This window comes from Umezawaea tangerina, from assembly GCF_003002815.1.
Lineage (GTDB): Bacteria > Actinomycetota > Actinomycetes > Mycobacteriales > Pseudonocardiaceae > Umezawaea > Umezawaea tangerina.
This window is the reverse complement of the sequence record NZ_PVTF01000002.1, coordinates 357,852-382,487: the sequence shown is the minus strand read 5'-3', so window position 1 is coordinate 382,487 and position 24,636 is coordinate 357,852. Positions and strand designations below refer to the sequence as shown.

Sequence of the window (24,636 nt, the reverse complement as noted above, 5' to 3'; positions counted from 1 at the left end):
CACCGTGCACCACTCCGGCGGGCGGTGGTGGAACCGCGACCCGGAGTCCGGATCCGGCCCGCGGGAAGGTTGCGGCGCAAGGGTTCCAGGGGTCTGCGGTACACGGTGCAGCCCCACCGGGAACGCCCGCGCCACACCCGGCCGGTCAAGCCACCGCCCGCTGTCTGGTGGGTTCACGTGGTCGGCGGGCTGCTCAGCGCCGCCCGCGGCCACTTCATCGTCGACGCGCCGCTGGTCATCGTCGGCATGTTCGTCCTCGTCACGTTCGTGTGGGCCTGGACCGCGCCCGCACCGGAGGACTACTGAGCCAGCGCGACGGCCCGCATCCCGCTGTCACCGACCATGGCGAGCATGTCCGGGTGGACGGGGCGCCAGCCCAGCTCGGCCCGCGCACGTGGCGCGCGGACGCGGCTGGACGCGGAGAGGATCAGTGCGCCGAACTCGCCCCACACCCCGACGGCCTCCTCCGCGGTGAGCCCGCGGGTGGGGCGGTCCAGGTCGGCGGCGACGGCCTGCGCGATCCACCGGGTGGGCGTCTCACCGGCCACCGCGTGGTAGAGCGCCCCGGCGGTCCCCTTCTCCAGCGCGAGCCCGAATAGCCTTGCCACGTCGTCGATGTGCACGTGCGAGTAGGTGTTCAGGCCCTGGCCGACGTAGCACGCGGCACCGGTCGCGGCGACCGACCGGTAGATCATCGACACGTGCCCGTGCTCGCCCGGACCCCAGACCATCCCCGGCCGCACGACCACCGCCCGCACCCGCCGACCGGCCGCCGCCCGGACCAGGTCCTCGACGGCGAGCCGTTCCGCGGCCAGCGGCTCCACCGTGAACGGGTCGTCCTCGGCGAAGCTGTCCTCGCTCCAGGCGCCTCCGGTGCGCTGGAGGAGGACGCCGCTGCCGGAGGTGAACACGAACGCCTTCCCGGTGCCCGCCACCGCGTCGAGCAGCTCGGCGACGACGAGCCCTTCCCGCGGTGCGTCGAGCTGGGCGGCGAACACCACCGCGTCCGACCGTCCGGCGGCCCGCGCCACGTCGGCCAGCCCCTCGTCCAGGTCGCCGCGCAACGCCGTGACTCCCCACCGCCGCAAGGTTTCCGCCGCGCTGTCGGTGCGGGCCAGGCCGGTGACCCGGTGGCCGGACGCGGCGAGGTGCCGCGCGACACCACCGCCGACGAACCCGGTGGCGCCGACGACGAGGACGTTCACGAGGTACCCGCGAGGAACGAGCGCAGGACGTCCAGGAACCACTCGGGCGCCTCCTCGGCCACGAAGTGGCCGGTGGGCGCGACGAGACCGGTGAGGTCGTCGACGTGGGGCCGCAGCGCCTTGCTGGTCTGGTCGCCCACGGAGTCGCGCCCGCCGATGGACAGCACCGGCATGGTCAACCGGCGGGTCGCCAGCGCGGCCCGGTTCTCCCGGCCGTCGTCCAGCAGCGTGCGGTAGTGCCCGAAGCCGCCGCGCAGCCGGTCACGGCCCTGGTAGACGCGGGCGTAGAAGGCAAGCTCTTCCTCGGTGAACGTCGACGGCGCGCTGCGGGCGCCGAACGTCGCCTTGACGAACTCCAGCTCGTGGCCGTCCATCAGCATCTCGGGGACGACCGGGGCCATGAAGAACCCGAAGTGCCACGAGCCGCCGGTGACGACGTTCATCGACTCCTCCAGGTCCACCCCCGGCAGGAAGGCGTCGAGCAGTACCAGGGCCGCGACGTCCTCGGGGCGGTAGAGCGCCCAGGCGAACGCGACCATGCTGCCGATGTCGTGCCCGACGACGACCGCGGGACCCGACAGGCCCAGGGCGTCGAGCAGGCCGTGCAGGTCGTTCGCCTGGTCGCTCTTGGCGTAGCCGTCCTCGGGCAGGTCGCTGGCCCCGGTGCCGCGCAGGTCCGGGACGACGACGGTGTGGTGCTCGGCGAGGGCGGGCATGACCTTCGCCCACGCGCGGCCGGTCTGCGGCCAGCCGTGCAGCAGGACCATCAACGGCCCCTGTCCGCCGACGGCCGCGGAGAACCGGACACCCCCGACCTCGGCCGTGCGGACGTCGAAACCGGAGGGGAGCCAGGCGTAGAGGGCGGTGTCCTGCACCGTGTCGGTCATGGTCGAACTCCTTGTGGTCGCAGGGGGTGGCACGGGTCAGGCGGGCAGCGCGCTGAGCTCGCCGCCGCTGGCGACGACGACGGTGCCGTTGACGTAGGCGCTGGCGTCGTCGACGAGGAACCGGACGACCGCCGCGATCTCCTCGGGCTCCCCGATCCGGCCGCGCAGGTTGGCGCGGCCCAGCATCCCGACGTTCTCGCCGAGCATGGCCGTGGTCCCCGCCGTCCGGACCGGACCGGGGGAGACGGCGTTGACCCGGACACCGCTGGGGCCGAACTCCGTGGCCCACGCGCGGGTCAGCAGCTCGACCGCGGCCTTGGACGCGCCGTACGCGCCGCCGATCGGCGCCGGGGACGTCGCCGCCGTCGAGGTGACCGTGACGATGGACCCGTGGCCGCGGCGGGCCATGGCGGGGGCGAGCGCCTGGACGAGCAGGAAGGGCGCGCGGCTGTTGACGGCGAACTGGAGGTCGAAGCTCTCCGCGGTCGTGTCCGGGGTGCTGGTGAGCGCGTAGACGCCCGCGTTGTTGACCAGGACGTCGACCTCGCCCGCCGTACGGGCCAGTGCCAGCACCTCGTCGGTGTCCGCGAGGTCGGCGGTGACGAAGCGGGCGGATCCGCCCAGCGCCTGGATCTCCTTGACGAGCAGCGCGCCCCGTTCCGGGTCGCGGCCGTGGGCGACCACGTCGATGCCGTCGGCCGCCAGCTGGAGCGCGACGGCGCGGCCGATACCGGCGGTCGCGCCGGTGACGAGGGCGGTGCGGGTGGTGGTCATGGTGGGTCGGCCTCACTTTCTGGGTTGTTCTGTCCAGAAACGTAGCCACGAATTCTGGATTGCGCAACCCAGTCTCAGGTAGGCTGGTGACCGTGACCGAGGAGCCGAAGCCGCGTCGCCTGACCCCCAAGGGGCGGGCCACCAGGGACCGCATCGTCGAGGCCGCGACCGAGCTGATCGCCCGCAACGGCGTGGCGGGCACGGGCATCGAGGACGTGCGGGCGGCGGCCGGGGTGAGCGGGTCGCAGCTGTACCACTACTTCGACAGCAAGCAGGCGCTGATCAGGGCGGTCATCACCAGGCAGGCGGACTCGGTGCTCCAGCCCGGTGAGCCGCGGGTGACGGCGCTGGACAGCTTCGAGGCGCTGCGCGCGTGGGCCGACGCGGCCATCGAACGGCAGGTGGAGACCGGCTGCCGAGGCGACTGCAACCTCGGCTCGCTCGCGGGTGAGCTGAGCGTGCGGGACGAGGAGTCCCGCAGCGACATCGCGAACGGCTTCCTGCGCTGGAAGGACCTCGTCCTCGACGGGCTGCGGGCCATGCGCGACCGCGGGGAGCTGCGCGCCGACGCCGACCTCGAAGAGCTGGCGCTGTCGCTGCTCTCGGCGTTGCAGGGCGGCGTCCTGCTCTCGCAGACGATGCTCCAGGTCCGTCCACTGGAGGCGTCGATGAACGCCGCCCTCGCCTACATCCACTCGTTCGCGGTGGACGCCGTCGGCTAGCCTTCGGCGGTGGTCCCGGTGGACATCGCCCGCGCGCCCGTCGCTCGGGGCAACGGCCGGTGGCCCTGCTTGGCCCGCTGCACCAGCTCGTAGACCCGGTTGCGGGCCGCGGCGAACGCGGGGGAGGAGCGGGTGCGCAGCTGGTCGCGCGCGGTCGGCAGGTCGACGCGGACGTCCTCCAGCACGACCGTCGGCCGGTTGGACAGCACCAGCACGCGCTGTCCCAGGTAGACGGCCTCGTCGATGTCGTGGGTGACGAACAGGACGGTGACGCCGAGGTCCTGCCACAGGTCGCGCACCAGGTCCTCGAGCTCGGCCCGCGTCTGCGCGTCCACCGACGCGAACGGCTCGTCCATCAGCAGCACGCTGGGCTCGTAGGCGACCGCGCGGGCGATGGCCACCCGCTGCTGCATGCCGCCCGACAGCTGCCACGGGTGGGCGTCGGCGCTGTCGCACAGCCCGACGGCGGCCAGCGCGGCGTCGACCTTGGCGGCGCGGGTGGGGCGGTCGAGCCCCTTCTCCTTCAACGGCAGCCCGACGTTCCCGCGGACCGTGAGCCAGGGGAACAGGCTGCGCCCGTACTCCTGGAACACCACGGCCATGCCCGCGGGTGGCCCGGTGACCGGCACGCCGTCGAGGTGGACGGTGCCGCCGGAGCTGTCCAGGAGTCCGGCGACGCACCGCAGCAGGGTGGTCTTGCCCGCGCCGGACGGGCCGACGACGCAGACGAGCTCACCCCGGTCGACGCGGAAGGTGAGGTCCCGCACGGCTTCCACGTCGCGGCCGTGGCCGTCGTAGGTCTTGGCCAGGTTCCGGACGTCCAGGGCGGTGGTGCTCACGTCGTCACACTTCCCGTTCGGCCTGGCGCAGACCGCGGTACCAGGCCAGGGTTCGGTGCTCGACGAGCCGGAAGAGGCCCGAGAGGGCGACTCCGAGCAGGCCGAGCAGGATGATGCCGGTCCACATCTGGGGGATGGCGAAACCGCGCTGGAACCGCACGACGGCCGCGCCGAGCCCGCGGTCGGCGCCGAACAGCTCGCTGATGACCATGAGGATCACGCCGACGGACAGGGCTTGGCGGGCACCGGCGGCGATGCGCGGGCTGGACCCGCGCAGCACCACCTGGCGCAGGGTGGTCAGGCGGCCGAGGCGGTAGGAGCGGGCGGTGTCGCGCAGCACCTCGTCCAGCGACCGCACGCCTTCGACGGTGTTGAGCAGGATCGGCCACAGGCAGCCGAGCGCGATGGTGACGACCTTGGTGGTCGACCCGGTGTAGCCCGCGAACAGCGCGATCACGGGGACCAGCACCGGCGGCGGGATGGCCCGGAGGAACTCCAGCACGGGCTCGCAGAGCGCGCGCAGCACGCGGTCGGAGCCGATCGCGACCCCCGCGGCCACGCCGACGACCAGCGCGACCAGGTACCCGGCGGTGAGCCGGGCGAGGCTGGGCAGCACGTCGTGCGCGATGGGGTCGGCCGTCCACGTCGTCGGGAAGGCCGCGACGATCGCGGACAGCGGTGGCCAGAAGAAGCTCGTGCTGCCCGCCGACAGCACCCACCACGTCGCCACCAGCACGACGGGCAGGCCGAGCGCGACCAGTGCGCGGCGGGTCACAGGTCCCTCCGGACCGAGGTGTGCCACCGCAGCGCGCGCCGTTCGACGAAGCGGGCGGAGGTGTTGACGGCGACGCCGAGGAGTCCGACGACGATGACGAGCGCGTAGGTCTGGGTGACGGCGCCCGAGCTCTGGGCCACGCCGATCGAACGGCCGAGGCCGGGCACGCCGATGATCAGCTCGGCGGTGACCTCCAGGATGAGCGCCACCGACGCGGCCAGCCGGAACCCCGTGACCACGTAGGGCAGGGCGGTCGGCCAGACGACCGCGCGGACGACGGTCCACCGGGAGAACCGGTAGGAGCGCGCCGTGTCGCGCACGACCGGGTCGACGTCCGCGACGCCGTAGAGCACCTGCACGAGCACCTGCCAGAACGCCGCGTACACCACCAGGACCAGCGCCGACTCCGGCCTGCTGCCGTGGACCAGCACCACCAGCGGGATCAGGGCGACCGACGGGATGGGGCGCAGGAACTCGATGGTGGACGCGGTGACGGCCCGCAGGAACCCGACGCCGCCGATCACCACCCCGACCACGACCCCGGCGACCACCGCGAGCGCCAAGCCCAGTGCCCAGCCGCCGAGCGTCTGCCCGGCGGCCACCCAGAACTCCGCGAGCCGGAGCTGGTGGCCGAGCTCCCCGAGCATGGCGGTGGCGGGCGGCAGGAACCGGCCGTCGACCAGGCCCAGCCGCGGCAGCGCCTCCACCACGGCGACCAGCAGCGCCAGGCCGAGCACCCCGAGGGCGGGTTCGGGGATCCGCCCGCGGGAGGCGCGGGGCGCGGTGACCGCTCCCGTCACGGCAGCAGGGTGCCGAGGTCGGGCTGCTTGGTGATCAGCCCGTCCCGCAGGGCGAGGTCGGCCAGGCGCTGCACCGGCCCGCGGTCGATCGTGGCGGGCCACTTCGGCAGCACGAGGTCCTTCTGCACCGCGAAGTCAATCTTCGTGTAGGTGGGGAGGATCGCGCGGGCCTCGTCCGGGTGCGCCGTGGCGTACTCCATGGACCTGTTCATCGCCGCGGTGAACGAGGCGACCGCCTTGGGGTTCTGCGCGGCGTAGGTCCGCGAGGTGAAGTACATCCCGACGGTCAGTCCGGGGTCGGTGGCCGCGTAGTTGGAGACGACCTGGCGGTCGGCCTGGCCTGCGGCGATGGTCAGGAACGGCTCGACCACCTGGCCCGCGTCCACGTCGCCCCTGGCCACGGCCGCCACGATGTCCGGGAACGCGAGCTCGACGTACCGGATGGTGGACGGGTCGCCGCCCGCGTCGCGGACGACCTGGTTGACCGTGGTGGTGTTGATGTTCTTCAGGGTGTTCACGGCCACCCGCTTGCCCGCGAGGTCCGCCGCGCTCTTGATCGGGCTGTCGGCCTTGACCACCACACCGCCGAAGTCCTTGCCCTGCTCGCCGGTGGAGGCCACGCCGGAGGTGACCACCTTCAGCGGCAGGCCCTGCGAGGAGGCCAGCAGCAGCGACGTGGTGTTGCTGAAGCCGAACTGGTACTGCCCGCTGACGACGCCGGGGACGATGGCCGCGCCGCCCTGCGCGGTCTCGAGGCTCACGTCGAGCCCTTCGGCGGCGAAGAAGCCCTGCTTGATGCCCAGGTGGACGGGGGCGACGTCGACGATCGGGATCACGCCGACCTTCACCGCGGTCGTCCCGGACGCCGACTCGCCGCCGGGCGCGGCCGAGCCGCAGGCGCTCGTGACCAGGACCGCCGACGCGACCAGGAGGGCGGCCAGGCCGCGCCGTCGCGCCGGTCGGACGGGGGGAACGGGTGGGAACACGGTGGTCCTCCTTGGACGGAGCGCGCGCCGACGAGCGCTGGTGAGGCCGTCGGAGGCGACCGTACCCAGATTGTCAACAATTGTGAAGACAATCTTGACCGCAATGTGCGTGCGGCGTAGACAGTGACCGGAGAGCCGCCCACCCCGAGTGAGGAAGACCGATGACCACCGCCGTCCCGACCACGCCGCTGCCGAGCTGAGGCGCGCATGGCACCCCACTACGTCGTCCGGCACGTCGACCGGGCCGACCCGGAGACCGTCGCCGCACTCCGCGAGGCCGGTGTCGCCGCGGTCCACGAGGCCGCGGGCCGCACCGGCCTGCTCGGCCCCGCCGTCCGGGCGCGCCAGAGCGGCACCGCGATCGCGGGCTCGGCCATCACGGTGTCCTGCCATCCGGGGGACAACCTGATGATCCACGCCGCCGTCGAGGTGTGCCGACCCGGTGACGTGCTGGTCGTGACCACGACCTCGCGGTCGACCGACGGCATGTTCGGCGACCTGCTGGCGACCTCGCTGGTGGCCCGCGGCGTCGTCGGCCTCGTCATCGACGCGGGGGTCCGCGACCTGGCGGCGTTGCGGGGGATGGGCTTCCCGGTGTGGTCGCGGGCCGTGCACGCGCAGGGCACGGTGAAGGCCAGCCCCGGTTCGGTCAACGTCCCCGTCGTCGCCGACGGCCGGGTCGTGCGGCCGGGTGACGTCGTCGTCGCCGACGACGACGGTGTCCTGGCCCTGCCGGTGGCCGCCGCGCCCGACGTGGCGGCCGCGGCGGCGAAGCGGCTGGCCGGGGAGGCCGCCAAGCGCGCCGAGCTGGCGGGCGGCACCCTCGGGATCGACCTGTACGGCCTGCGCCCGCTGCTCGCCGACCTCGGCGTGACCTACGTCGACCGGCTGCCGACGTGAGCGCCGACGGGATCCGCTGCATGCAGATGCGCGGCGGCAGCTCGAAGGGCGCGTACTTCCTGGCCGCCGACCTGCCCGCGGACCCGGCCGAGCGCGACGACCTCCTGCTGCGGGTCATGGGCTCGCCGGACGCGCGCCAGGTCGACGGGATCGGCGGCGGGCACCCGTTGACCAGCAAGGTGGCGGTGGTCTCGCCGTCCGCGGACGCCGACGTCGACTACCTGTTCCTCCAGGTCGTGCCCGACCGGGCGGTCGTGACCGACGCCCAGACCTGCGGGAACCTGCTCGCGGGCGTCGGGCCGTTCGCGATCGAGCGGGGCCTGGTCCCGGTCTCCGGCGGGACCACCGACGTCCGGATCCGCATCGTGAACCCCGTGCCGAGCCTCGTCGTCGCGACGGTGTCGACCCCCGGCGGCCGCGTGGCCTACGACGGCGACACCGCCGTGGCGGGCACGCCGTTCCCCGCCGCGCCGGTCCACCTGGAGTTCCCCGGCGGCGACGCGCCCGTCTTCCCCACGGGCGGCCTCGTCGACCGGTTCGCGGGTGTCGACGTCACCTGCGTGCACGCGGGCATGCCCGTGGTGCTGGTCCGGGCGGCCGACCTCGGCGTCGAGGGCACCGAGCCGCCGGACGTGCTCGAAGCCGACGACCGGCTCCGCGCCGCGGTGGAGGCCATCCGACTGGAGGCCGGTCCGGCGATGGGGCTCGGCGACGTCCGGGACACCACCGTCCCCAAGATCACCATCGTGTCGGAGTCCCGCCGCGGCGGCACCGTGACCACCCGGACGTTCATCCCGCACCGCGTGCACACCGCGATCGGCGTCCTCGGCGCCGTGTCGGTCGCAGCGGGGGTGCTCACGCCCGGCACCGTCGCGAACCCGGTCACCGCGGTCGACCCGGTGCGGGTCGAGCACCCGACCGGGTACTTCGACGTGTCCGTCGACCTCGACGGCGACGGCGCGGACACCCGTCTGCTCCGCAGCGCCGTCGTCCGCACGGCCCGCAAGCTGTCCGACGGCCTCGTGTGGCCGCGACCGGGAAAGGCGACCGGATGACCCCCGCGCACGACCCCGACCGCAGGCGCGACATCGCCCACGTCGGACCGGTCGAACTGCTCACCCCCGTCCTGGAGGAGTCCCGCGACTGCTTCGTGGACGTGCTGGGGCTGCGGGAGGTGCACCGCGACGACACCTCGGTCTACCTGCACACCTGGGACGACTACCAGTCGTGGACCGTCCGCCTCGTGCAGCGCGACACCGCGGGTGTCGGCCGCACCTACCTGCGCGCCGCCAGCCCGCAGGCCGTCGACCGGCTGCGCGCGGGGATCGACGCCGCGGGCCTCGGTCGAGGCGTGACCTCGGACGTGCGCGGTCTGGGCGAGGTGTACCTGTTCGCCGATCCCGACGGCCACGAGATGGGGCTGTACTGGGACGTCGACTGGTACCGGGCCGACGACACCGACCGGCCCGCGCTCAAGAACCAGGCGGCGGCCTACCCCGGCCGGGGCGCGAACCTGCGCCGCCTCGACCACGTCAACCACCTGACCGCCGACGTGCCGTCGACCTCGGCGTTCCTGCGGGACGTGCTGGGCGCGCGCTGCACCGAGCAGATCGTGAAGGACGACGGCAGCCCGCAGGCCGTCTGGTACTCCGTGGGAGACAAGACCTACGACCTCGTGCACACCGAGGACTGGACCGGCCACTCCGGACGGCTGCACCACCTCGCGTTCGCCACCGACACCCGCGAGGAGATCCTCCGGGCCGCGGACGTGTGCCTCGACGCGGGCGTGCACATCGAGACCGGGCCGCACAAGCACGCCATCCAGCAGACGTTCTTCCTCTACGTCTGGGAACCGGGCGGCAACCGGATCGAGATCTGCAACGCGGGCGCCCGGCTGGTCCTGGCGCCCGACTGGAAGACGATCAGCTGGAACCGCGAGGAGCGGGCGAAGGGGCAGGCGTGGGGGCTCAAGACCATCGACACGTTCCACACCCACGGCACGCCGGTCGTGCCGCCGCCGGAGTCGTGACAGCGGTGGGGTACGGGGGAACGCCCGACGGAGTACGGGACCGGGGGACCGCGTCGTGATCATCGACTGCCACGGCCACTACACGACCGCGCCCGCCGCGCACACGGCCTGGCGCACGGCCCAGCAGGAGGCCTTCGACGCCGGTCGACGGCCTCCGGCCTACCCCGCGATCCCCGACGACGAGATCCGCGAGTCGGTCGAGGGCGGCCAGGTCCGCCTCATGGCCGAGCGCGGTGTGGACCTCACCTTGTTCTCGCCGCGGGCCTCGGCGATGGGCCACCACTTCGGCGACGAGGAGGTCAGCACCGCGTGGGCGCGCGCCTGCAACGACCTCATCGCCCGCGTGGTCGGGCTCTACACGGACAAGTTCGTCGGCGTGTGCCAGCTCCCGCAGTCGCCCGGCGTGCCGATCGCGCACGCCGTGGCCGAGCTGCGGCGCTGCGTCGAGGAGCTGGGGTTCGTGGGCTGCAACCTCAACCCCGACCCGAGCGGCGGGCACTGGACGTCGGCACCGCTGACCGACACGGGCTGGTACCCGTTCTACGAGGCCATGGTGGAGCTGGACGTGCCCGCGATGGTGCACGTGTCCGCCGTGACCAACCCCAACTTCCACGCCACCGGCTCGCACTACCTCAACGCAGGCACCACGGCGTTCATGCAGCTGCTGCAGGCCGACCTGTTCCGCGACCTCCCCGACCTCCGGCTGGTCATCCCGCACGGCGGGGGAGCGGTGCCCTACCACTGGGGCCGGTTCCGGGGGCTGGCCGACATGCTCGGCAGGCCGCCGCTGGCGGAGTCGGTGCTGGGCAACGTCTTCTTCGACACCTGCGTCTACCACCAGCCGGGGATCGACCTCCTGTTCGACGTCATCGGCGCGGACAACGTCCTGTTCGGGTCCGAGGTGATCGGTGCCGTGCGCGGGGTCGACCCGGAGACCGGCCACCACTTCGACGACACCCGCCGCTACGTCGAGGCGACCGGGCTGGGACCGCGGGACCTGCGGAAGGTCTTCGAAGGCAACGCCCGCCGCGTCTACCCGCGACTGGGCGCCCTGCTCGACGCCCGCGGGTGACCGCCGCAACCCCCTGTGATCACGGGACTGGACCCCGGTGCCCGTCGTCCGACGGACGCCGCCGCGCGAAGAGGCTCACCCCCACCTCCGCGGCACGTTCCCGCCACCCTGGTGTCACGTGGTGACATCAGGTGCTAGCGTGATGTCGCGGCGAGACATCAAAGTGGTGCCGCGCCGCGGCGCAGGGAGGCGTGCACAGGATGAGCAGGGAACAACGCGCGAAGGTCGACGCCGTCTTGAGGGAGCCGCGACCGGCACCCCGCACGGTGCAGGAGATGCGCGCGGGCTTCGCCGCCAGGCAGGCGCGGAGCGCCGTCCCCGAGGCGATCACCACGTCCGCGACGACGCTCGGCGATCGCCGAGCCCTCGTGGTCGAGCCCGCGCGGGGGCGGCGTCCGGGGACGATCCTGTACTTCCACGGGGGTGCCTGGACGCTCGGCTCGCCGGAGACGTCGCTGTCGCTGACCGGCAACCTCGTGACCCGCTCGGGTGCGCGGGCGCTGTCGCTCGACTACCGCCTGGCCCCGGAGCACCCGTTCCCGGCGGCGGTCGACGACTGCCTGGAGGCCTACCGGGCGCTGCTCGACAGCGGTGAGGACCCCGCGCGGATCGCACTCGCGGGCGACTCGGCCGGGGGCAGCCTCGCCGTCACGACCCTGCTCCGGGCCAGGGAGCGCGGTCTACCGACCCCGGCGGCCGTCGCCGCCTTCTCGCCGGGCCTCGACCTCACGTTGAGCGGCGGGAGCATGGACGCCAAGCACGGGGTCGACCCGCTCTTCACCCGTGAGGCCCTCGCGGCCGTCTTCGCCGGGTACTGCCCCGGCCAGGACCCGCTGGACCCGCTGCTGAGCCCCGCCCTGACCGCCGACCTCACCGGGTTCCCGCCCACGTTGCTCCAGGTGGGCGGCAACGAGGTCCTGCTGGACGACTCGACCCGGATGGCGGCCCGCGCGGTCGCCGCGGGCGTTGACGTGGTCCTCGACGTCACCGCCGACGTGCCCCACGTCTTCCAGTTCTTCGCGGGAGTCCTCGACGAGGCCGACCAGGCGCTCGACCGCGCGGCGCTCTTCCTCCGCCAGCACCTCGACGGCTGAGCCGACCCGACCGCTGGCACGCACCCGAACGACAACGGAAAGCAGGACTGACATGGCACGGCTGTCGATCGTCGGACCGGACCAGGGCGAGGTCATCGAGCTCGGGGGCTCGCGGCTGCGCGTCCTCGAGGACGGCTCCACCACCGACCACCGCCTCGGGGTGATCGAGCTGACCCTCGCGCCGCACAGCGAGGGGCCACCGCAACACCGGCACTCCCAGCACGACGAGGGCTTCTACGTCATCTCGGGCACCGTCCGGTTCACCGTCGGCGACGAGGTCCACGACGCGACCGCCGGGGCGATGGCGATGGTGCCCCCAGGGGTGCCGCACACCTTCGGCAACCCCGGCGACGAGCCCGCGGTCATGGTCTCGACCGTCACCCCGGACTTCTACATCCGCTACTTCGAGGAGATCCGCGACTGGATCGCCTCCGGCAGGCCGATGACCCACGAGGCCCAGATCGGGATGATGGCGGGCTACGCCACCGTGCCGTCGACCGAACACGGCCCCGAGGCCGGGTGACGCGGAGTACCCGGCGGCCGTCCTGACCAGCCAGGGGTCGGCTAGGCGAGCGCCCCGGCCACGGTGGCGAGGCGCAGCTTGGTCTCGTCCGGGCTGTCCGGGGCGGTGGTCATGATGACGATCTTGTGGTGGGAGTCGCCGTCGGTCAGCATGTCGCAGTCGATCGCGACCGGGCCGACGGACGGGTGGTGGATGGTCTTGTGGTCCTCGCGGTGGGAGGACACCCTGCCCGCCGCCCACAGCTCGGCGAACCGCTCGTTGCCCGTGGTGAGGTCGTGCACCAGCGCGGCCAGCCTGGGGTCGCGGGGGAAGCGGCCGGTGGCCCGGCGCAGGTCGGACACCACGGCGGCGTCGGTGGTGGTGCGGTCGGACTCGGTCACCGGCCACCGCGCGAGCTGGGGTGGGCCGCTGTCGACCGGGAAGCGGTCGCGGGCGAAGTTGCGCCGTCGCGGCGGTGTCGACGACGGGTCGCCGAGCAGGGCGGCCCAGGCGCGGTTCCACCAGATCAGCTGCCAGTCGGCCGCGAACACGGCGACCGCGACGTCGCCGAGCCTGCCGAGCACGCGGTGCACACCGGGCGTGATGTGGTCGGAGATCACGTCGTCGGCGGGCGGGACGAGACGGGCGAGGCGGTACAGGTGGTCGCGTTCGTCGCCGGTCAGCTGCAGGGCGCGCGCCAGGGACGCGACGACCTGAGCGGAGGGGGAGGTGGCGCGGCCCTGCTCCAGGCGGACGACGTAGTCGACCGACAGGCCCGCGAGGTCGGCCAGCTCCTCGCGGCGCAGCCCGGTCGTGCGGCGCGACCGGCCGACCGGCAGCGCGGCGGCGGACGGGGGCAGCCGGTCCCGCCAGGTGCGGATGGTCGCGCCCAGCCCGGCCGACGGTGTCGTGGTCACGGCCCCATTCTCCCCGCCCGGCCCGCGCGCCGGGTGGTACCGCCATTCCTACCGTCGAGCCGTCCCTGGCCGGGGGACGCGGGCGGGACGAGCATCGGTCCCATGACGACCACCTTCATCACCGGAGCGAACAAGGGGCTCGGCCGCGAGACCGCCCGCCGTCTCGTCGGGCTCGGCCACACCGTGCTGCTCGGAGCCCGCGACCCCGAACAGGGCGCGAAGGCCGCCGCGGAGCTCGGCGCGCGCTTCGTCCCCATCGACGTGACCGACGACGCGTCCGTCGCCGCGGCGGCCGCGGACGTCGCCGCGCACGAGGGCTCGATCGACGTCCTGGTCAACAACGCGGGCGTCCACGGCCCGTTCGGCGACGCGGGCGCCCTGACCGGGGCCGACGCCCTGGGCGTGTTCGACGTCAACGTCGCGGGCGTGGTCCGGACGACCACCGCGTTCCTGCCGCTGCTGCGCCGGTCGGCGGACCCGGTCATCGTCAACGTCAGCAGCGGCATGGGCTCGCTCGCCCACACCCACGACCCCGAGCGCTCCGAGTCCACGGTGGTCGTACCGCTCTACACCGCGTCGAAGGCGGCGCTCACGATGCTGACCACCCAGTACGCCAAGGCTCTGCCCGACATCCGGGTCAACGCCGCCGACCCCGGCTACACCGCGACCGACATCAACGGCAACAGCGGTCCGCAGACCGTCACCGAGGGCACCGACGCCATCGTCGGCCTGGCCACCGAGGGACCCGGCGCCGGCTCCGGCCGGTTCGTCGACCGGACCGGCGAGATCAGCTGGTCCTGAGCCCCGTCAGGCGGTCCCCTTCACGGTGAAGCCCGCCCGCAGCAGGCCCGCGTCGCGGGAGGAGGGGCCGACCAGCAGCGTGAAGTCGCCCGGCTCCACCACCCGGCGACCGGTCGCGTCCACGATGGAGCAGTCGGCGACCGGGACGTCGAGGGGCACCACCGCGGACTCGCCCGGCGCCAGGTCGACCTGGTGGAACGCCTTGAGCTCCTTCCCGGTCCAGCTGGCGGACGTGACGTTGTCGCTGACGTACACCTGCACGGTCTCCCGGACGGGCCGCCCACCGGCGTTGCGCACGGTCACGGTCGCCCGGACGTGGTCGCCCGCACCCAGGACGGAGCTGTCCACGGCCAGGTCGGAGTACTCGACCTCGGTGTAGGACAGACCCTCGCCGAAGGCGAACGCCGGGTCCTGAGTGTGGTCGGCGTAGCGGACGCCGTGCTGGCCGCGCACCTGGTTGTAGTAGGTGGGCTGCTGGCCGACGTGCCGGGCGAAGGAGATGGGCAGCCGCCCGCTGGGCTCGACCAGGCCGAGCAGCACCTCGGCGACCGCCCGGCCGCCCTGCATGCCGGGGTTGGCCACCCAGAGCAGCGCGGCGGCGTCCAGCGCCGAGGACGGCAGCACCAGCGGCTTGGAGGCCAGCAGCACCACGACCAGCGGAGTTCCGGTCGCGGCGAGGGCGTCGAGCAGGGCGTTCTGGCCGCCGACCAGGTCGAGCGTGGCGGTGGAACGGCCCTCGCCGACCAGCTCGATCCGGTCGCCGACGACGGCGACCACGAAGTCCGCGTCGCGCGCCGCGGCCACGGCCTCGGCGATCAGCGCCTCGTCCGGCGCCCGCGGCACGACCACCTGAGGTCGCGGCTGGCCGTCGGGGAACGTGTCGCCCTCGGGGTCGGGGACCAGGTCGAGGATGCCCGCGCCGGGCGCGTGGACCACCTCCCACCCGTCCGGCACGAGGCCGCGCAGGCCGTCGAGCACGGTGGTGATCATGTCGCGCGGGTGGCCGTCGGGCAGCCAGTCGACCTGCCCCGAGGAGCCCGCCCAGTCGCCGAGCTGCGTCTGGGCGTCGTCGGCCAGCGGGCCGACCACCGCGACCCGGCGGCCGCCACCGGTCTCCGGCCGCCACGGGAGCAGGCCGTCGTTGCGCAGCAGCACGAGGGAGCGGCGCGCGACTTCCAGGTTGAGCGCGGCGTGGTCCGGGTGGTTGACGACGGCCCGCTGCCGCTCCGGGTCGGGCTGCCTCGGGTTCTCGAACAGGCCCAGCTCGAACTTCAGCGTCAGGACGCGACCCACCGCCTGGTCCACGTCGGCCTCGTCGAGCAGGCCGAGCTCGACGGCGTCCAGCGCGCCCTCGAAGAACCGGGGCGTCGTCATGATCATGTCGTTGCCCGCCTTGACCGCGGCCGCGGCGGCGTGCGTCAGGTCCGGCTGCACCCGCTGCTCCCAGACCATGCGGCCGACGTTGTCCCAGTCGGTCACCAGCGTGCCGGTGTATCCCCACTCGCCGCGCAGCACCTCGTCCAGCAGCCACGAGTTCACCGTGATCGGGACGCCGTCGGTGGTCTGGTAGCCGAGCATGAACGTGCGGCAGCCCTCGCGGGCGACCCGCTCGAACGGCGGCAGGAACCACGAGCGCAGCTTGCGGCGCGACAGGTCGGCCTCGCTGGCGTCGCGGCCGCCCTGCGTCTCGGAGTACCCGGCGAAGTGCTTGGCGGTGGCCAGGATCGCCGTCGGGTCGGCGAGGCCGTCGCCCTGGTAGCCGCGCACCATCGCCGAGGCGAGCTCGCCGATGAGCACCGGGTCCTCGCCGAACGTCTCGTTGATCCGACCCCACCGCAGGTCGCGCGCGATGCACAGCACGGGGGAGAACGTCCAGTGCACGCCCGTCGCGGCGACCTCGACCGCGGTGGTCCGCGCCACCCGTTCGACCAGCTCGGGGTTCCACGTCGCGGCCATGCCCAGCTGGGTGGGGAAGATCGTCGCGCCCTCGTGGAAGGAGTGGCCGTGGATGCAGTCCTCGGCGACCAGCAGCGGGATGCGCAGGCGGGTGCGGGCGGTCAGCTCGTGGGCGCGCAGCACGCGCTCCGGCGAGGTGTGCAGGATCGAGCCCGCGTGCTTGTCCAGCACGTGGGCCTCGAGGTCCTCCCGCGAGTCCAGCTGCGTCATCTGCCCGACCTTCTCCGGCAGGGTCATGCGCCCCAGCAGGTCGGCGACGCGCTCCCCGACCGGTCGGGTGGCGTCGCGGAACGGCAGGTCGTGGTCCATGTGTTCTCCGGGGATGTCGGGGCCGCGGTGGCGGTGTCGCCGCGGGTCGTGCGTACGGGGTCGGGGGCGGGCGGGGTCACGGCATCCCGACCAGTGTGGACGTGCCTGCGGGCGGCGCCCACCTCGGACGGGGTCCGCGGGCGCGGGTCGAGGACGGCGGGAAGGTCCCGAGCACGAGCGACCCGACGGCGATGCCGACGACCCCGAGGGGCGTCGTCACGAAGCGATCCGCACTGCGGCTCCAGGTCGTCGGCCGGGGACTGAATCACCTTGAGAGCGCTCCCACGATAACGTGAGAGCGCTCCCATAAGCTAGCGGAAACCTGGGGACAACGTACCCAAGGCCGGGCCGGCGTGTTCACGCCGCACGCCCGGCGGCCTGCTTCACCGGGTGGCGGAACTGGCCCACTCCGGACGGCTTCCGCCGCGTAAATTGGCCTCATGACCGATGATCACGCGCCACCGCGCCCACGGGAGGGCGACGGCGCGCCCGGCCCGCCGGGGGAGTTCCGCGGTCGCCGGTCGCCCGAGGGCGGGTGGACCGGTCGGCGGACCGCGGCCCTGGTCGGCGCGCTGCTGCTGGTCGTCGGATCGCTCCTCACGGCCGCCGGGTCGTTGGGGTTCTGGGTCGACGCGACCCAGCGCGACGCCGACGGTTTCCTCGGCGCGGGCTCGAAGTCGTTCCGCACCAGTGGTTACGCGCTCTCGTTCGGCCCGGTCGACATGCGCTGGACCGACGTCGGGGTCCCCATCGGGCAGGACTGGCTCGGGGTCGTCGAGCTGCGGGTCGACCACGACGTGTTCGTCGGCATCGGGACGGCCGACGACGTGGCCGACTACCTCACCGGCGTGGACTACGACGAGCTGCGGCTGGACGGGACCGCGATCGGCCGCCAGCACCAGGACGGCGGTCCGGCGCCCAGCGAGCCCGCCGCGCGGCCGATCTGGGTCGCCTACGGCACGGGAACGGCGTCGTGGCAGGCGGAGGAGGGGAAGTGGGCCGTGGCGGTGCTGAACGCGGACGGCTCGCGCGTGGTCGACACCCGGCTGTCCGCGCGGGCGTCGGTGCCCGCCCTGCGCCCGGCCTCGGCGGTGCTCGTGCTCGGCGGGATCCTCGCCCTGGCACTGGGCGGCGCCGTTCTGCTGCTGACCGCGGTGCACCCGACGCGCCGGGTTCCGGTTGTCGCGTCTGGGCATCCGCCACGACCGGAACCGGACGGCGTGGCCGCGGACGGTGACGCGGTGCCTGCCCCCACCGGCTGGGAGAGACCCGGTCCGGCCGACGACGATCGCATGTGGAGGGACGAGGCGTAGGCCGCGCGCGTTGGGGTGCAAGGACTCCCGACGCGCGTCCCCTCGCCACCCGGCGGGCGGCGAGGGGACGCGGGGTTCAGCGCAGGTAGGACGCGCCGTTGAGGTCGAGCACCGTGCCGCTGGCCCACTGAGCCTCCGGCGAGGCGAGCCAGGCGATCGCGGCACCGATCTCCGCGGCGCTCGCCACGCGGCCGAACGGGTGCTGGGCGAGGATCGCGCCGCGCTCCGGGCCGTCGAGCAGCTCCTCGGTGAGGTCGGTGATCGTGAAACCGGGCGCCACGGCGGCGACGCCGATGCCGTGCGGCGCCAGCGCGACCGCCATGGACTGGGCGAACGCGTGCATCCCCGCCTTGCTCGCGCCGTACGCGGAGACCACGGGCTCACCGCGGTAGGCGCCGCGCGAGCCGACCATGACGATCGACGCGCCCGCCGGGCCCTCCGGCCGGTGCAGCAGGTGGTCCACCACGCACCAGGTGGCGTTGGCCGTGCCGACCAGGTTGACGTCCAGCGTGCGCCGCCACACGGCCTGCCAGTCGGCGTAGGACGTCTCCGCGACGGGGTGCTCGACGTGCAGGGCCGCGTTGTTGACCAGCACGTCGACCCCGCCGAGCACGGCGACCGCCTGGTCGACCATCTTGGCCACCTGCTCGGGGTCGGCCAGGTCGGCCACGACCACGGTGTGGCCGTCGCCGGACAGGCTCGCCACCACGGCCTCGGCGGCCTCCACGTCGGCGCGGGCGTGCACGGCGACCGCGGCACCACGGGCGGCCAGCGCCGCGGCGGCCGCGGCGCCGATGCCGGCGGGGCGCGACGCCCCGGTGACCAGGACCCGTCGACGGCTCACAGGCCGCTCCTCTCCAGTACCCCGCGGATGCGCTCCGCGGCCGTCGCCACGTCGGCGAAGCGGGTGGACAGCGGTGCCGGCGTCAGCCGCAGCCGGTCGGGCACCGAGTAGTCGACGAAGACCCCGTTCTCCGCCAGCAGCGGCACGAGCTGCGCCGAACGCGGGTGCCCGTAGGTGACGTGGGCGCCGCGCCGGGCGGGGTCGACCGGGCTCGCCAGCCGCAGCCCGGTCGGCTCCAGCAGCTCCTGGAGGTAGCCGGTCAGCGCGACGCTCTTGGCGCGCAACGCCTCCAGCCCGGCCTCGGCGATCACCGCCAGGCCCGCCTCGATCGCCACCGCGGACAGGATCGGCGGGCTGCCGGTCAGGAACCGCCGGATCGTCGGGTCCGCCTCGTAGTCGCCGCGCATCGCCAGCTGCTCGCGGTGCCCGTACCAGCCGTGGATCGGCTGGGCCAGCACCGTGTGCAGGTCGCGCCGCACGTAGAGGAACGCGGGCGCGCCGGGACCGGCGAACAGGTGCTTGTAGGTGGAGCCGACCGCGAGGTCCGCGCCGTTCGCGGCCAGGTCGACCGGGACGGCCCCGGCCGCGTGGCTCAGGTCCCACAGCACCAGCGCGCCCGCCGCGTGCGCGATCTCCTGCACCTCGGCGATGTCGAACAGGGCCCCGCTGCGGCAGGACACGAGCGACAGCGACACCAGCGCGACGTCGTCGTCCACCGCCTCGCGCAGCAGGTCCAGGTCCAGACCCCGGTCCGGGTCGGTGTGCAGCCTGCGCAGGGTGCCGCCGCGCTCGGCCGCGACCCCGGCCAGCACGTACTGGTCGGTGGGGAAGTTGTCGTCGTCGGTGACGATCGCGCGGCGGCCCGGATCCGCGTCCAGCACCGCGGCCGCCAGCTTGTACAGGTTCACGCTGGTGCAGTCGCCGACGACCACCTCGCCGGGGTGCGCGCCGAGCGCGACCTCCGCGACCCGGTCGCCCATCCGCTCGCACATGTCGAACCACGTGGTGCGCGCCCCGGCCAGGCCGTCGCCCCACTCGGCGCGGACCACGTGGTCCACGATCCCGGCGGTGGCGGTGGGCAGCCTGCCCAGGGAGCCGCCGTTGAGGTACACCGCGTCCCCCGGCGTGGGGTGGAACCGGTCGCGCAGGTGCGCGAGCGGATCCGCGGCGTCCCGCAGCGCGGCGTCGTTCCCGATCACGGTCACAGCGACCCCCTCGCGGTCCACAGCTCCGGGAAGAACCGGTGCTCGTTGATCCGGCGCAGCCAGGCGACACCGGTGGTGCCGCCCGTGCCCGGCTTCGTGCCGATGATCCGCTCGACGACCAGCAGGTGCACCGACCGCCAGCGGCAGACGGCCTCCGCGACGTCCATCAGCCCCTCGGCGAGCAGGAACAGCTCGTCGGCCGGGCCGCCGTCGCGGTACACCTCCGCCCAGGCCCGCTCGACCTCCGGGCAGTGCGCCTCCGGCTGGGAGAAGTCGCGCTCCAGCACCTCGCGCGGGACGCGGGCCCCGCGCCTGGCGAGCAGCGCGACCGCCGCGTCGTAGACGCCGGGCTCGCGCAGCGCCCGCTCCACCTGCTCGCGCACGTGCGGGACGTTGCGGTGCGGGCGCGAGAGCGACCCGACCTTGTTGCCCAGCACGTACTCGACCATCCGGTACATGTACGACTGGAACCCCGACGCCTGGCCGAGGTGGTCGCGGAAGCCGTTGAACTCCGTCGGCGCCAGGGTGCCCAGCACGTCCCAGCTGCCCACCAGCAGCTCGACGACCCGGCGGACCCGGCGCAGCGCCCACACCGCGCCGGGCACGTCGTCGGCGTCGAGCAGGCCGCGCACCCGGACCAGCTCCTCGTACACGAGCTTGAACAGCAGCTCCTTGACCTGGCCGAGGACGTAGAAGGTCAGCTCGGCGGGCTCGCCGGACCTCGGGTGCTGCAACGAGAGCAGCACGTCGATGCTCTGGTAGTCGATGTAGGGCGTGCTGGTGCCGGGGAAGTCGAGCACCGGGTCGCCCCGCGTGGCGGCCGCGAGCTCCTCCCGCTGCGCGTTGCTCCCGGTACCCAGGTCCGGCGGTGTGTGCGTCACTCGGCTCCCCAGCGTCGACAGGCCCGTGCGAACAACGCGGCGAACAACGGCTCGGGCACGGCGCCTTTCGCATAGCGCTTGCCGTACCGGCGCGCGTAATGCGCGAACCACCCCGGATCGGAGTCCAGGAATAGGACGTCGTGAAATGCGACGTGCCGCAGCGCGAACAGCGGGACCGGTGATTTCGACACCGGGAAATCCGGGTTGCGCGCCGACGGCTCGTCGCATTCGGCGTGGAACTGGCCGAGCATCAGGCCGCGGCGGACGAGATCGGGTTTGGTGATCCGGTGCGCCTCGTCGAGCAGGTGCGCCCGATCACCCGCCAGGTCCGGCAGCACCACCACGAGCGCGTGCAGGATCTTGTTGGCGGAAGCCCATGCGATCCCGTCGAAGTGCTCCACCATGCGTCCGATCAGCGCGACCACGTCGTCGACGTCCGCGTCGTCGTCCATCCGCCATTCTTCCACCCGCAAGCAGTCGGCTCTCTGCGACGGTTCGACGAATGGGCACACCGCGCCCGTCCTGCCGATTGCGTCGTGTGGTTGCGTGAGATAGTCCCTAAACCACTTCTGAGCAGCATCGAGAGCCCACGAGGAAACTCCCTGAACCATTTTTCCTCCCCCAGGAAACGGTCTTTCACCTCCACCATAGCGCGGCAAGAAGTCGTTGACAGGTCCGATCAGGTGAAGCTCGCTCATCCCCCGAGGGGTATACCGCGAGTGCGATACCACCGATGACCCGACCGTTCGGAGGTGGAATATAGGGGTCAGCCGACGCGGTAGCCGACCCCGCGGACGGTGTGCACCACGGGCGGCTCGTGGAGCTTGCGGCGCAGCTGGCCGACCAGCACGTCCAGCACGTTGGACGACGGGTCCAGGTGCTCGTCCCACGCGTGCCGGATGAGGTCGTCGCGCGGTACCACCCGACCGGCGTTGGCCAGCAGCAGCTCCAGCACCAGGAACTGCTTGTGCGTCACGGTCAGCAGCACGCCGCCGCGCCGCACCTCCCGCCTGCCCTGGTCCAGCTCCACGTCGCCGTGCCGCAGCACCGCGGGGCTGCCGATCGGCCCGCGCCTGCACAGGCCGCGCACCCGCGCCACCAGCTCGTCGATCTCGAACGGCTTCACCAGGTAGTCGTCGCCGACCGCCAGCCCCTCCACCCGCTGCCCCAAGCCGCCGAGCGCGGTCAGGAACAGCACCGGCAGGTCGAACCCCGTGCGGCGCCGGGCCGCCACGTACCCCAGGGCGTCACCGCCGGGGACCATCCGGTCGAACACCGCGCAGTCGTAGGAGTTGACCGCCAGCGTCTCGTCCGCGCCCGCCAGGTCCCGAGCCACGTCGACCGCGAACCCGTTGCCCCGCAGGGACACCGCCACCGCGAGCCGCAGGTCCTCGTCGTCCTCGGTCACCAGGATCCGCACGGGGCCCACCGTAGTGCGCCACGACGGCCACCCGCCCGCTAGGTTCCGGTGCCATGCGGGTGATGGTGGTCGAGGACGACGAGGACATCCGGGTCGCGGTCGCGGGGGAGCTGCGCGGCGCGGGCCTGGAGGTCGACACCGCGGGCGACCTCGCGGGCGCGGGCGAGGCGTTGGCGCACAACGGTTACGACTGCGTCGTGTTCGACCGCGTGCTCCCCGACGGCGATGCGATCGACCACGTGCGGACCCGGCGCCGCGACGGCTGGGCGGTCCCCGTCCTGTTCCTCACCGCCCGCGACTCGGTCGCCGACCGGCTGGCGGGCTTCGCGCACGGCGGCGACGACTACCTGGTGAAGCCGTTCGCCAACGCCGAGCTGGCCGCGCGGGTGCTGGCGCTGTGCCGCCGCTCGGGCAGCGGCAGACCGCCGGTGCTGCGCCACGCCGACCTGGAGGTGGACTGCGCCCGCCGCGAGGTGCGCCGTGCCGGGGTGCTGCTCACGCTGAGCGGCAAGGAGTTCGCCGTCCTGGAGTACCTCGCCGCGCACGCCGGGCGCGCGGTCGCCAGGGGGGATCTGATCGAGCACTGCTGGGACACCGAGTCCGACCCGATGGCCAACGTCGTCGACGTGGTCGTGGTGCGGTTGCGGCGCAAGCTGCGGGAGCCAGGGCTCATCCACACCGTCGTCGGCTACGGCTACCGGCTGGGCACGACGTGAGCGCCGCCCGGCTGCGCGGGCTGCGCTGGCTGCTCACCGTGCTGTTCACCACCATGAACACCGCGGGCCTGCTGGTGCTGGCGGTCCTCGTCGTCCGCGAGGACGCCGAGCAGGGCGCCGAACGGCTCGACGCCGACCTGCACCGCGTCACCGCCGTGGCCAGCAGGCTGGTCGACTACCGGCAGTCGCTGGTCACCACGGACCTCGTCGCCGACCCGGTGAACCGGGAGTGCCCGCAGTTCGTGATCCTTCCCGGCGGCGCGCCCGGCGAGTTCCGCGGCCACGTCAGCGAGCGGACCTGCGTGGTCGCCGACCTCGGCGTCCTGAGCGCGCTGGCGACCAGGGCCGTCCAGGAGGGCACGACCATCGCGGGCACCAAGGACGACCTGCGGGTGCGCGCGGAACCCCTGCGCACCAACGACGGCGCCGTCGTCGGCGCGATCGTCGCCGTCTCCGACCTCGGCCCGGAGCGGTCCCGCCACCTCGGCGTGCTGTGGACCGTCGTCGCCGGGTGCGCGGTGCTCGTGCTGGCGCTCGGCGTCGCCGGGCACGTGCTGTCCGGCCGCGCCATCCGCCCGGCCGCGGCGGCGCTGGAGCAGCAGGAGGTGCTGCTCGCCGAGACCGCGCACGACCTGAGGACCCCGGTCGCGGCGCTGCGCGCACTGGCCGAGACCGCGTTGCGACATCCCGACCAGCACGCCGAACTGCTGCCGCGCACGGTCCGGCTCGCCGGGCGGATGGGCGGCATCATCGACGGGCTGCTGGTGCGGGCCAGGCTCGCCGCCGGTGTCGAGCAGCTCGCGATCCAACCGGTGTGGCTGGACCAGCTGGTGGCGGGCGTGGTCGAGGAGACACCCGCGCACGGCGCCCAGGTCACCGTCACCACCTCGCCGACCAAGGTCGACGTCGACCCGAACCTGGTGCAGCGCGCGGTCGGCAACCTGCTGGCCAACGCCCTGCGCCACGGCCGAAGGCCCGACGGCGAGGCGATCGTGCACATCACCGTCGCCGACGGCCGCGTCACGGTGGCCGACCACGGCCTCGGCATCGACGCCGCCGCGGCGGAGGAGGCGTTCGACCGGTTCACCGGCAGCGGCGGGTCCTCCGGGCTCGGCCTGTCGATCGTGCGGTGGGTCGCGCTGGCCCACGGCGGCTCGCTGCGCGTGTTCAACGCCGAGGAGGGCGGCGCGATCTTCGAGCTGAGCCTGCCGGTCAGCGGACGGTGACCGTCTCCCACGGCCGCAGGGTCACCCAGTCGCCGTCCAACCGGTAGGCGAGGTAGTAGGTGTAGACGCCCGGAGCGGGGAAAGCCCGCCGCAGCGTGATGTCCCGCGCCGTGGTGTCGAGCGCTTGCCCCGCCAGCTCGGGGAAGTCGTAGGACGTGCCGCCCGCGTCCTGCGCCCGCACGGTCAGCGCGCGCGGGGTGATCGGCCGGTCGGCGACCAGGTCCAGGTGCACGACGACGTCCTGGCCCGCCTTGGGCAACGGGGGGTCCAAGCGCAGCGAGCCCGCGATCGCGGGGCGTGGCGGGAGCGCGCCGACGGTGACGTCGGGGTCGTCGGCGAGCACCACGACGGCGGCGACGACCGCGACCAACACCGCGGCGCACAACAGGAATCGGCGTCGTACCAAAGCTGGACCGTTTCTGTATCGGGTGTCCTACGCTACGGGGCCGAACACCAGGGGGTC

28 protein-coding genes are annotated in these 24,636 nt (G+C 73.5%); 12 read left to right on the top strand and 16 right to left on the bottom strand.

The annotated features are described in order from the left end of the window. Positions 1–177: 177 nt before the first annotated feature. Complete coding sequence (locus CLV43_RS49995; RefSeq protein WP_281262147.1) at positions 178–306, top strand: hypothetical protein; 129 nt, start codon at positions 178–180, stop codon at positions 304–306. On the opposite strand, the gene CLV43_RS07795 is transcribed toward CLV43_RS49995, so the two are convergent. From CLV43_RS07795 to CLV43_RS07785, 3 genes are read right to left on the bottom strand one after another with little or no spacing between them, the layout of a single operon-like run. Then, complete coding sequence (locus tag CLV43_RS07795) at positions 300–1,205, bottom strand: NAD-dependent epimerase/dehydratase family protein (RefSeq protein WP_106186369.1); 906 nt, start codon at positions 1,203–1,205, stop codon at positions 300–302. The two genes, CLV43_RS49995 and CLV43_RS07795, sit on opposite strands and share 7 nt — an antisense overlap. Beyond that, entirely contained in the window at positions 1,202–2,092 is an 891-nt protein-coding gene (locus CLV43_RS07790) for an alpha/beta fold hydrolase (protein ID WP_106186368.1), read from the bottom strand. The genes CLV43_RS07795 and CLV43_RS07790 overlap by 4 nt, the downstream gene beginning before the upstream one ends. Before the next feature lie 36 nt (positions 2,093–2,128). Further along, positions 2,129–2,866: an SDR family NAD(P)-dependent oxidoreductase gene (locus CLV43_RS07785; protein WP_106186367.1), complete on the bottom strand. Its 738-nt coding sequence runs from the start codon at positions 2,864–2,866 to the stop codon at positions 2,129–2,131. A gap of 92 nt (positions 2,867–2,958) precedes the next feature. Here CLV43_RS07785 and CLV43_RS07780 point away from each other — a divergent pair, with 92 nt between their 5' ends. Further along, on the top strand, positions 2,959–3,588 hold the full coding sequence (locus tag CLV43_RS07780) for a TetR/AcrR family transcriptional regulator (RefSeq protein ID WP_245886212.1): 630 nt from the start codon (positions 2,959–2,961) through the stop codon (positions 3,586–3,588). Here the strand turns inward: CLV43_RS07780 and CLV43_RS07775 are convergent. The 4 genes from CLV43_RS07775 to CLV43_RS07760 are packed head-to-tail and all read right to left on the bottom strand — an operon-like array spanning position 3,585 to position 6,988. Next, complete coding sequence (locus CLV43_RS07775) at positions 3,585–4,427, bottom strand: ABC transporter ATP-binding protein (protein ID WP_106186366.1); 843 nt, start codon at positions 4,425–4,427, stop codon at positions 3,585–3,587. The two genes, CLV43_RS07780 and CLV43_RS07775, sit on opposite strands and share 4 nt — an antisense overlap. Before the next feature lie 4 nt (positions 4,428–4,431). Continuing rightward, on the bottom strand, positions 4,432–5,202 hold the full coding sequence (locus tag CLV43_RS07770) for an ABC transporter permease (protein WP_106186365.1): 771 nt from the start codon (positions 5,200–5,202) through the stop codon (positions 4,432–4,434). Continuing rightward, a complete protein-coding gene (locus CLV43_RS07765) occupies positions 5,199–6,002 on the bottom strand; it encodes an ABC transporter permease (RefSeq protein WP_245886211.1) in 804 nt (267 codons plus the stop codon). Before CLV43_RS07765 ends, CLV43_RS07770 begins: the two co-directional genes overlap by 4 nt. Further along, positions 5,999–6,988, bottom strand: coding sequence for an ABC transporter substrate-binding protein (locus CLV43_RS07760; RefSeq protein WP_106186364.1), 990 nt, complete (start codon positions 6,986–6,988; stop codon positions 5,999–6,001). The genes CLV43_RS07765 and CLV43_RS07760 overlap by 4 nt, the downstream gene beginning before the upstream one ends. A gap of 207 nt (positions 6,989–7,195) precedes the next feature. Between CLV43_RS07760 and CLV43_RS07755 the strand changes: the two genes are divergently transcribed. From CLV43_RS07755 to CLV43_RS07730, 6 genes are all read left to right on the top strand, one after another. Further along, the gene (locus tag CLV43_RS07755; protein WP_106186363.1) at positions 7,196–7,888 is read left to right on the top strand and encodes a 4-carboxy-4-hydroxy-2-oxoadipate aldolase/oxaloacetate decarboxylase; all 693 of its coding nucleotides are present in this window, start codon (positions 7,196–7,198) and stop codon (positions 7,886–7,888) included. After that, the gene (locus CLV43_RS07750) at positions 7,885–8,943 is read left to right on the top strand and encodes a PrpF domain-containing protein (protein WP_245886210.1); all 1,059 of its coding nucleotides are present in this window, start codon (positions 7,885–7,887) and stop codon (positions 8,941–8,943) included. The genes CLV43_RS07755 and CLV43_RS07750 overlap by 4 nt, the downstream gene beginning before the upstream one ends. After that, the gene (locus CLV43_RS07745; RefSeq protein WP_170155734.1) at positions 8,940–9,917 is read left to right on the top strand and encodes a VOC family protein; all 978 of its coding nucleotides are present in this window, start codon (positions 8,940–8,942) and stop codon (positions 9,915–9,917) included. The genes CLV43_RS07750 and CLV43_RS07745 overlap by 4 nt, the downstream gene beginning before the upstream one ends. A 55-nt stretch (positions 9,918–9,972) precedes the next feature. After that, positions 9,973–10,989, top strand: coding sequence for an amidohydrolase family protein (locus CLV43_RS07740; protein ID WP_106186361.1), 1,017 nt, complete (start codon positions 9,973–9,975; stop codon positions 10,987–10,989). 200 nt (positions 10,990–11,189) lie between these two features. Next, positions 11,190–12,083: an alpha/beta hydrolase gene (locus CLV43_RS07735; RefSeq protein WP_106186360.1), complete on the top strand. Its 894-nt coding sequence runs from the start codon at positions 11,190–11,192 to the stop codon at positions 12,081–12,083. 52 nt (positions 12,084–12,135) lie between these two features. Continuing rightward, on the top strand, positions 12,136–12,606 hold the full coding sequence (locus CLV43_RS07730) for a cupin domain-containing protein (RefSeq protein ID WP_106186359.1): 471 nt from the start codon (positions 12,136–12,138) through the stop codon (positions 12,604–12,606). Positions 12,607–12,647: 41 nt separating this feature from the next. Here the strand turns inward: CLV43_RS07730 and CLV43_RS07725 are convergent, their stop codons facing one another. Continuing rightward, positions 12,648–13,502 carry a helix-turn-helix transcriptional regulator gene (locus tag CLV43_RS07725; protein WP_106186358.1) on the bottom strand — a complete coding sequence of 285 codons (855 nt, stop codon included), beginning with the start codon at positions 13,500–13,502 and terminating at the stop codon, positions 12,648–12,650. A 102-nt stretch (positions 13,503–13,604) separates the two neighbouring features. Here CLV43_RS07725 and CLV43_RS07720 point away from each other — a divergent pair, with 102 nt between their 5' ends. Beyond that, positions 13,605–14,303, top strand: a complete 699-nt coding sequence (locus CLV43_RS07720; RefSeq protein WP_106186357.1) for an SDR family NAD(P)-dependent oxidoreductase — start codon at positions 13,605–13,607, stop codon at positions 14,301–14,303. 6 nt (positions 14,304–14,309) lie between these two features. Here the strand turns inward: CLV43_RS07720 and CLV43_RS07715 are convergent, their stop codons facing one another. Together CLV43_RS07715 and CLV43_RS47645 are read right to left on the bottom strand one after the other, a co-directional pair. Beyond that, a complete protein-coding gene (locus CLV43_RS07715) occupies positions 14,310–16,568 on the bottom strand; it encodes an exo-beta-d-1,3/1,6-glucosidase (RefSeq protein WP_106186356.1) in 2,259 nt (752 codons plus the stop codon). Between the two features lie 76 nt (positions 16,569–16,644). Continuing rightward, positions 16,645–16,788 carry a hypothetical protein gene (locus CLV43_RS47645; protein ID WP_170155733.1) on the bottom strand — a complete coding sequence of 48 codons (144 nt, stop codon included), beginning with the start codon at positions 16,786–16,788 and terminating at the stop codon, positions 16,645–16,647. Positions 16,789–17,008: 220 nt separating this feature from the next. On the opposite strand from CLV43_RS47645, the gene CLV43_RS07710 reads away from it, so the two are divergent. Continuing rightward, complete coding sequence (locus CLV43_RS07710) at positions 17,009–17,881, top strand: hypothetical protein (RefSeq protein WP_106186355.1); 873 nt, start codon at positions 17,009–17,011, stop codon at positions 17,879–17,881. A 76-nt stretch (positions 17,882–17,957) separates the two neighbouring features. Here CLV43_RS07710 and CLV43_RS07705 read toward each other — a convergent pair whose 3' ends face one another. From CLV43_RS07705 to CLV43_RS07690, 5 genes are all read right to left on the bottom strand, one after another. Further along, entirely contained in the window at positions 17,958–18,725 is a 768-nt protein-coding gene (locus tag CLV43_RS07705) for an SDR family NAD(P)-dependent oxidoreductase (RefSeq protein ID WP_106186354.1), read from the bottom strand. Next, positions 18,722–19,930 (bottom strand): kynureninase, encoded by a 1,209-nt coding sequence (locus CLV43_RS07700; protein WP_106186814.1) that lies wholly within the window; start codon positions 19,928–19,930, stop codon positions 18,722–18,724. Before CLV43_RS07700 ends, CLV43_RS07705 begins: the two co-directional genes overlap by 4 nt. Beyond that, positions 19,927–20,811 (bottom strand): tryptophan 2,3-dioxygenase, encoded by an 885-nt coding sequence (locus CLV43_RS07695; RefSeq protein ID WP_245886209.1) that lies wholly within the window; start codon positions 20,809–20,811, stop codon positions 19,927–19,929. Before CLV43_RS07695 ends, CLV43_RS07700 begins: the two co-directional genes overlap by 4 nt. Next, positions 20,808–21,422, bottom strand: coding sequence for a DUF6875 domain-containing protein (locus CLV43_RS49140; protein WP_342749759.1), 615 nt, complete (start codon positions 21,420–21,422; stop codon positions 20,808–20,810). The genes CLV43_RS07695 and CLV43_RS49140 overlap by 4 nt, the downstream gene beginning before the upstream one ends. 155 nt (positions 21,423–21,577) lie before the next feature. After that, on the bottom strand, positions 21,578–22,231 hold the full coding sequence (locus CLV43_RS07690) for a response regulator transcription factor (RefSeq protein WP_106186352.1): 654 nt from the start codon (positions 22,229–22,231) through the stop codon (positions 21,578–21,580). A gap of 53 nt (positions 22,232–22,284) precedes the next feature. Here CLV43_RS07690 and CLV43_RS07685 point away from each other — a divergent pair, with 53 nt between their 5' ends. Together CLV43_RS07685 and CLV43_RS07680 are read left to right on the top strand one after the other, a co-directional pair. Continuing rightward, a complete protein-coding gene (locus tag CLV43_RS07685; protein WP_211304277.1) occupies positions 22,285–22,947 on the top strand; it encodes a response regulator transcription factor in 663 nt (220 codons plus the stop codon). After that, positions 22,944–24,173, top strand: a complete 1,230-nt coding sequence (locus CLV43_RS07680; RefSeq protein ID WP_425445731.1) for a sensor histidine kinase — start codon at positions 22,944–22,946, stop codon at positions 24,171–24,173. The genes CLV43_RS07685 and CLV43_RS07680 overlap by 4 nt, the downstream gene beginning before the upstream one ends. Here the strand turns inward: CLV43_RS07680 and CLV43_RS07675 are convergent. Next, a complete protein-coding gene (locus CLV43_RS07675; RefSeq protein ID WP_146174680.1) occupies positions 24,160–24,579 on the bottom strand; it encodes a hypothetical protein in 420 nt (139 codons plus the stop codon). The genes CLV43_RS07680 and CLV43_RS07675 overlap by 14 nt on opposite strands. Positions 24,580–24,636 lie beyond the last annotated feature (57 nt).

Bases quoted from the DNA above. Each gene is read 5' to 3' on its own strand.
- CLV43_RS07790 (WP_106186368.1), bottom strand. From the start codon at position 2,092: ATGACCGACACGGTGCAGGACACCGCCCTCTACGCCTGGCTCCCCTCC.
- CLV43_RS07785 (WP_106186367.1), bottom strand. From the start codon at position 2,866: ATGACCACCACCCGCACCGCCCTCGTCACCGGCGCGACCGCCGGTATC.
- CLV43_RS07755 (WP_106186363.1), top strand. From the start codon at position 7,196: ATGGCACCCCACTACGTCGTCCGGCACGTCGACCGGGCCGACCCGGAG.
- CLV43_RS07745 (WP_170155734.1), top strand. From the start codon at position 8,940: ATGACCCCCGCGCACGACCCCGACCGCAGGCGCGACATCGCCCACGTC.
- CLV43_RS07735 (WP_106186360.1), top strand. From the start codon at position 11,190: ATGAGCAGGGAACAACGCGCGAAGGTCGACGCCGTCTTGAGGGAGCCG.
- CLV43_RS07730 (WP_106186359.1), top strand. From the start codon at position 12,136: ATGGCACGGCTGTCGATCGTCGGACCGGACCAGGGCGAGGTCATCGAG.
- CLV43_RS07720 (WP_106186357.1), top strand. From the start codon at position 13,605: ATGACGACCACCTTCATCACCGGAGCGAACAAGGGGCTCGGCCGCGAG.
- CLV43_RS07715 (WP_106186356.1), bottom strand. From the start codon at position 16,568: ATGGACCACGACCTGCCGTTCCGCGACGCCACCCGACCGGTCGGGGAG.
- CLV43_RS07710 (WP_106186355.1), top strand. From the start codon at position 17,009: ATGACCGATGATCACGCGCCACCGCGCCCACGGGAGGGCGACGGCGCG.
- CLV43_RS49140 (WP_342749759.1), bottom strand. From the start codon at position 21,422: ATGGTTCAGGGAGTTTCCTCGTGGGCTCTCGATGCTGCTCAGAAGTGG.
- CLV43_RS07685 (WP_211304277.1), top strand. From the start codon at position 22,285: ATGCGGGTGATGGTGGTCGAGGACGACGAGGACATCCGGGTCGCGGTC.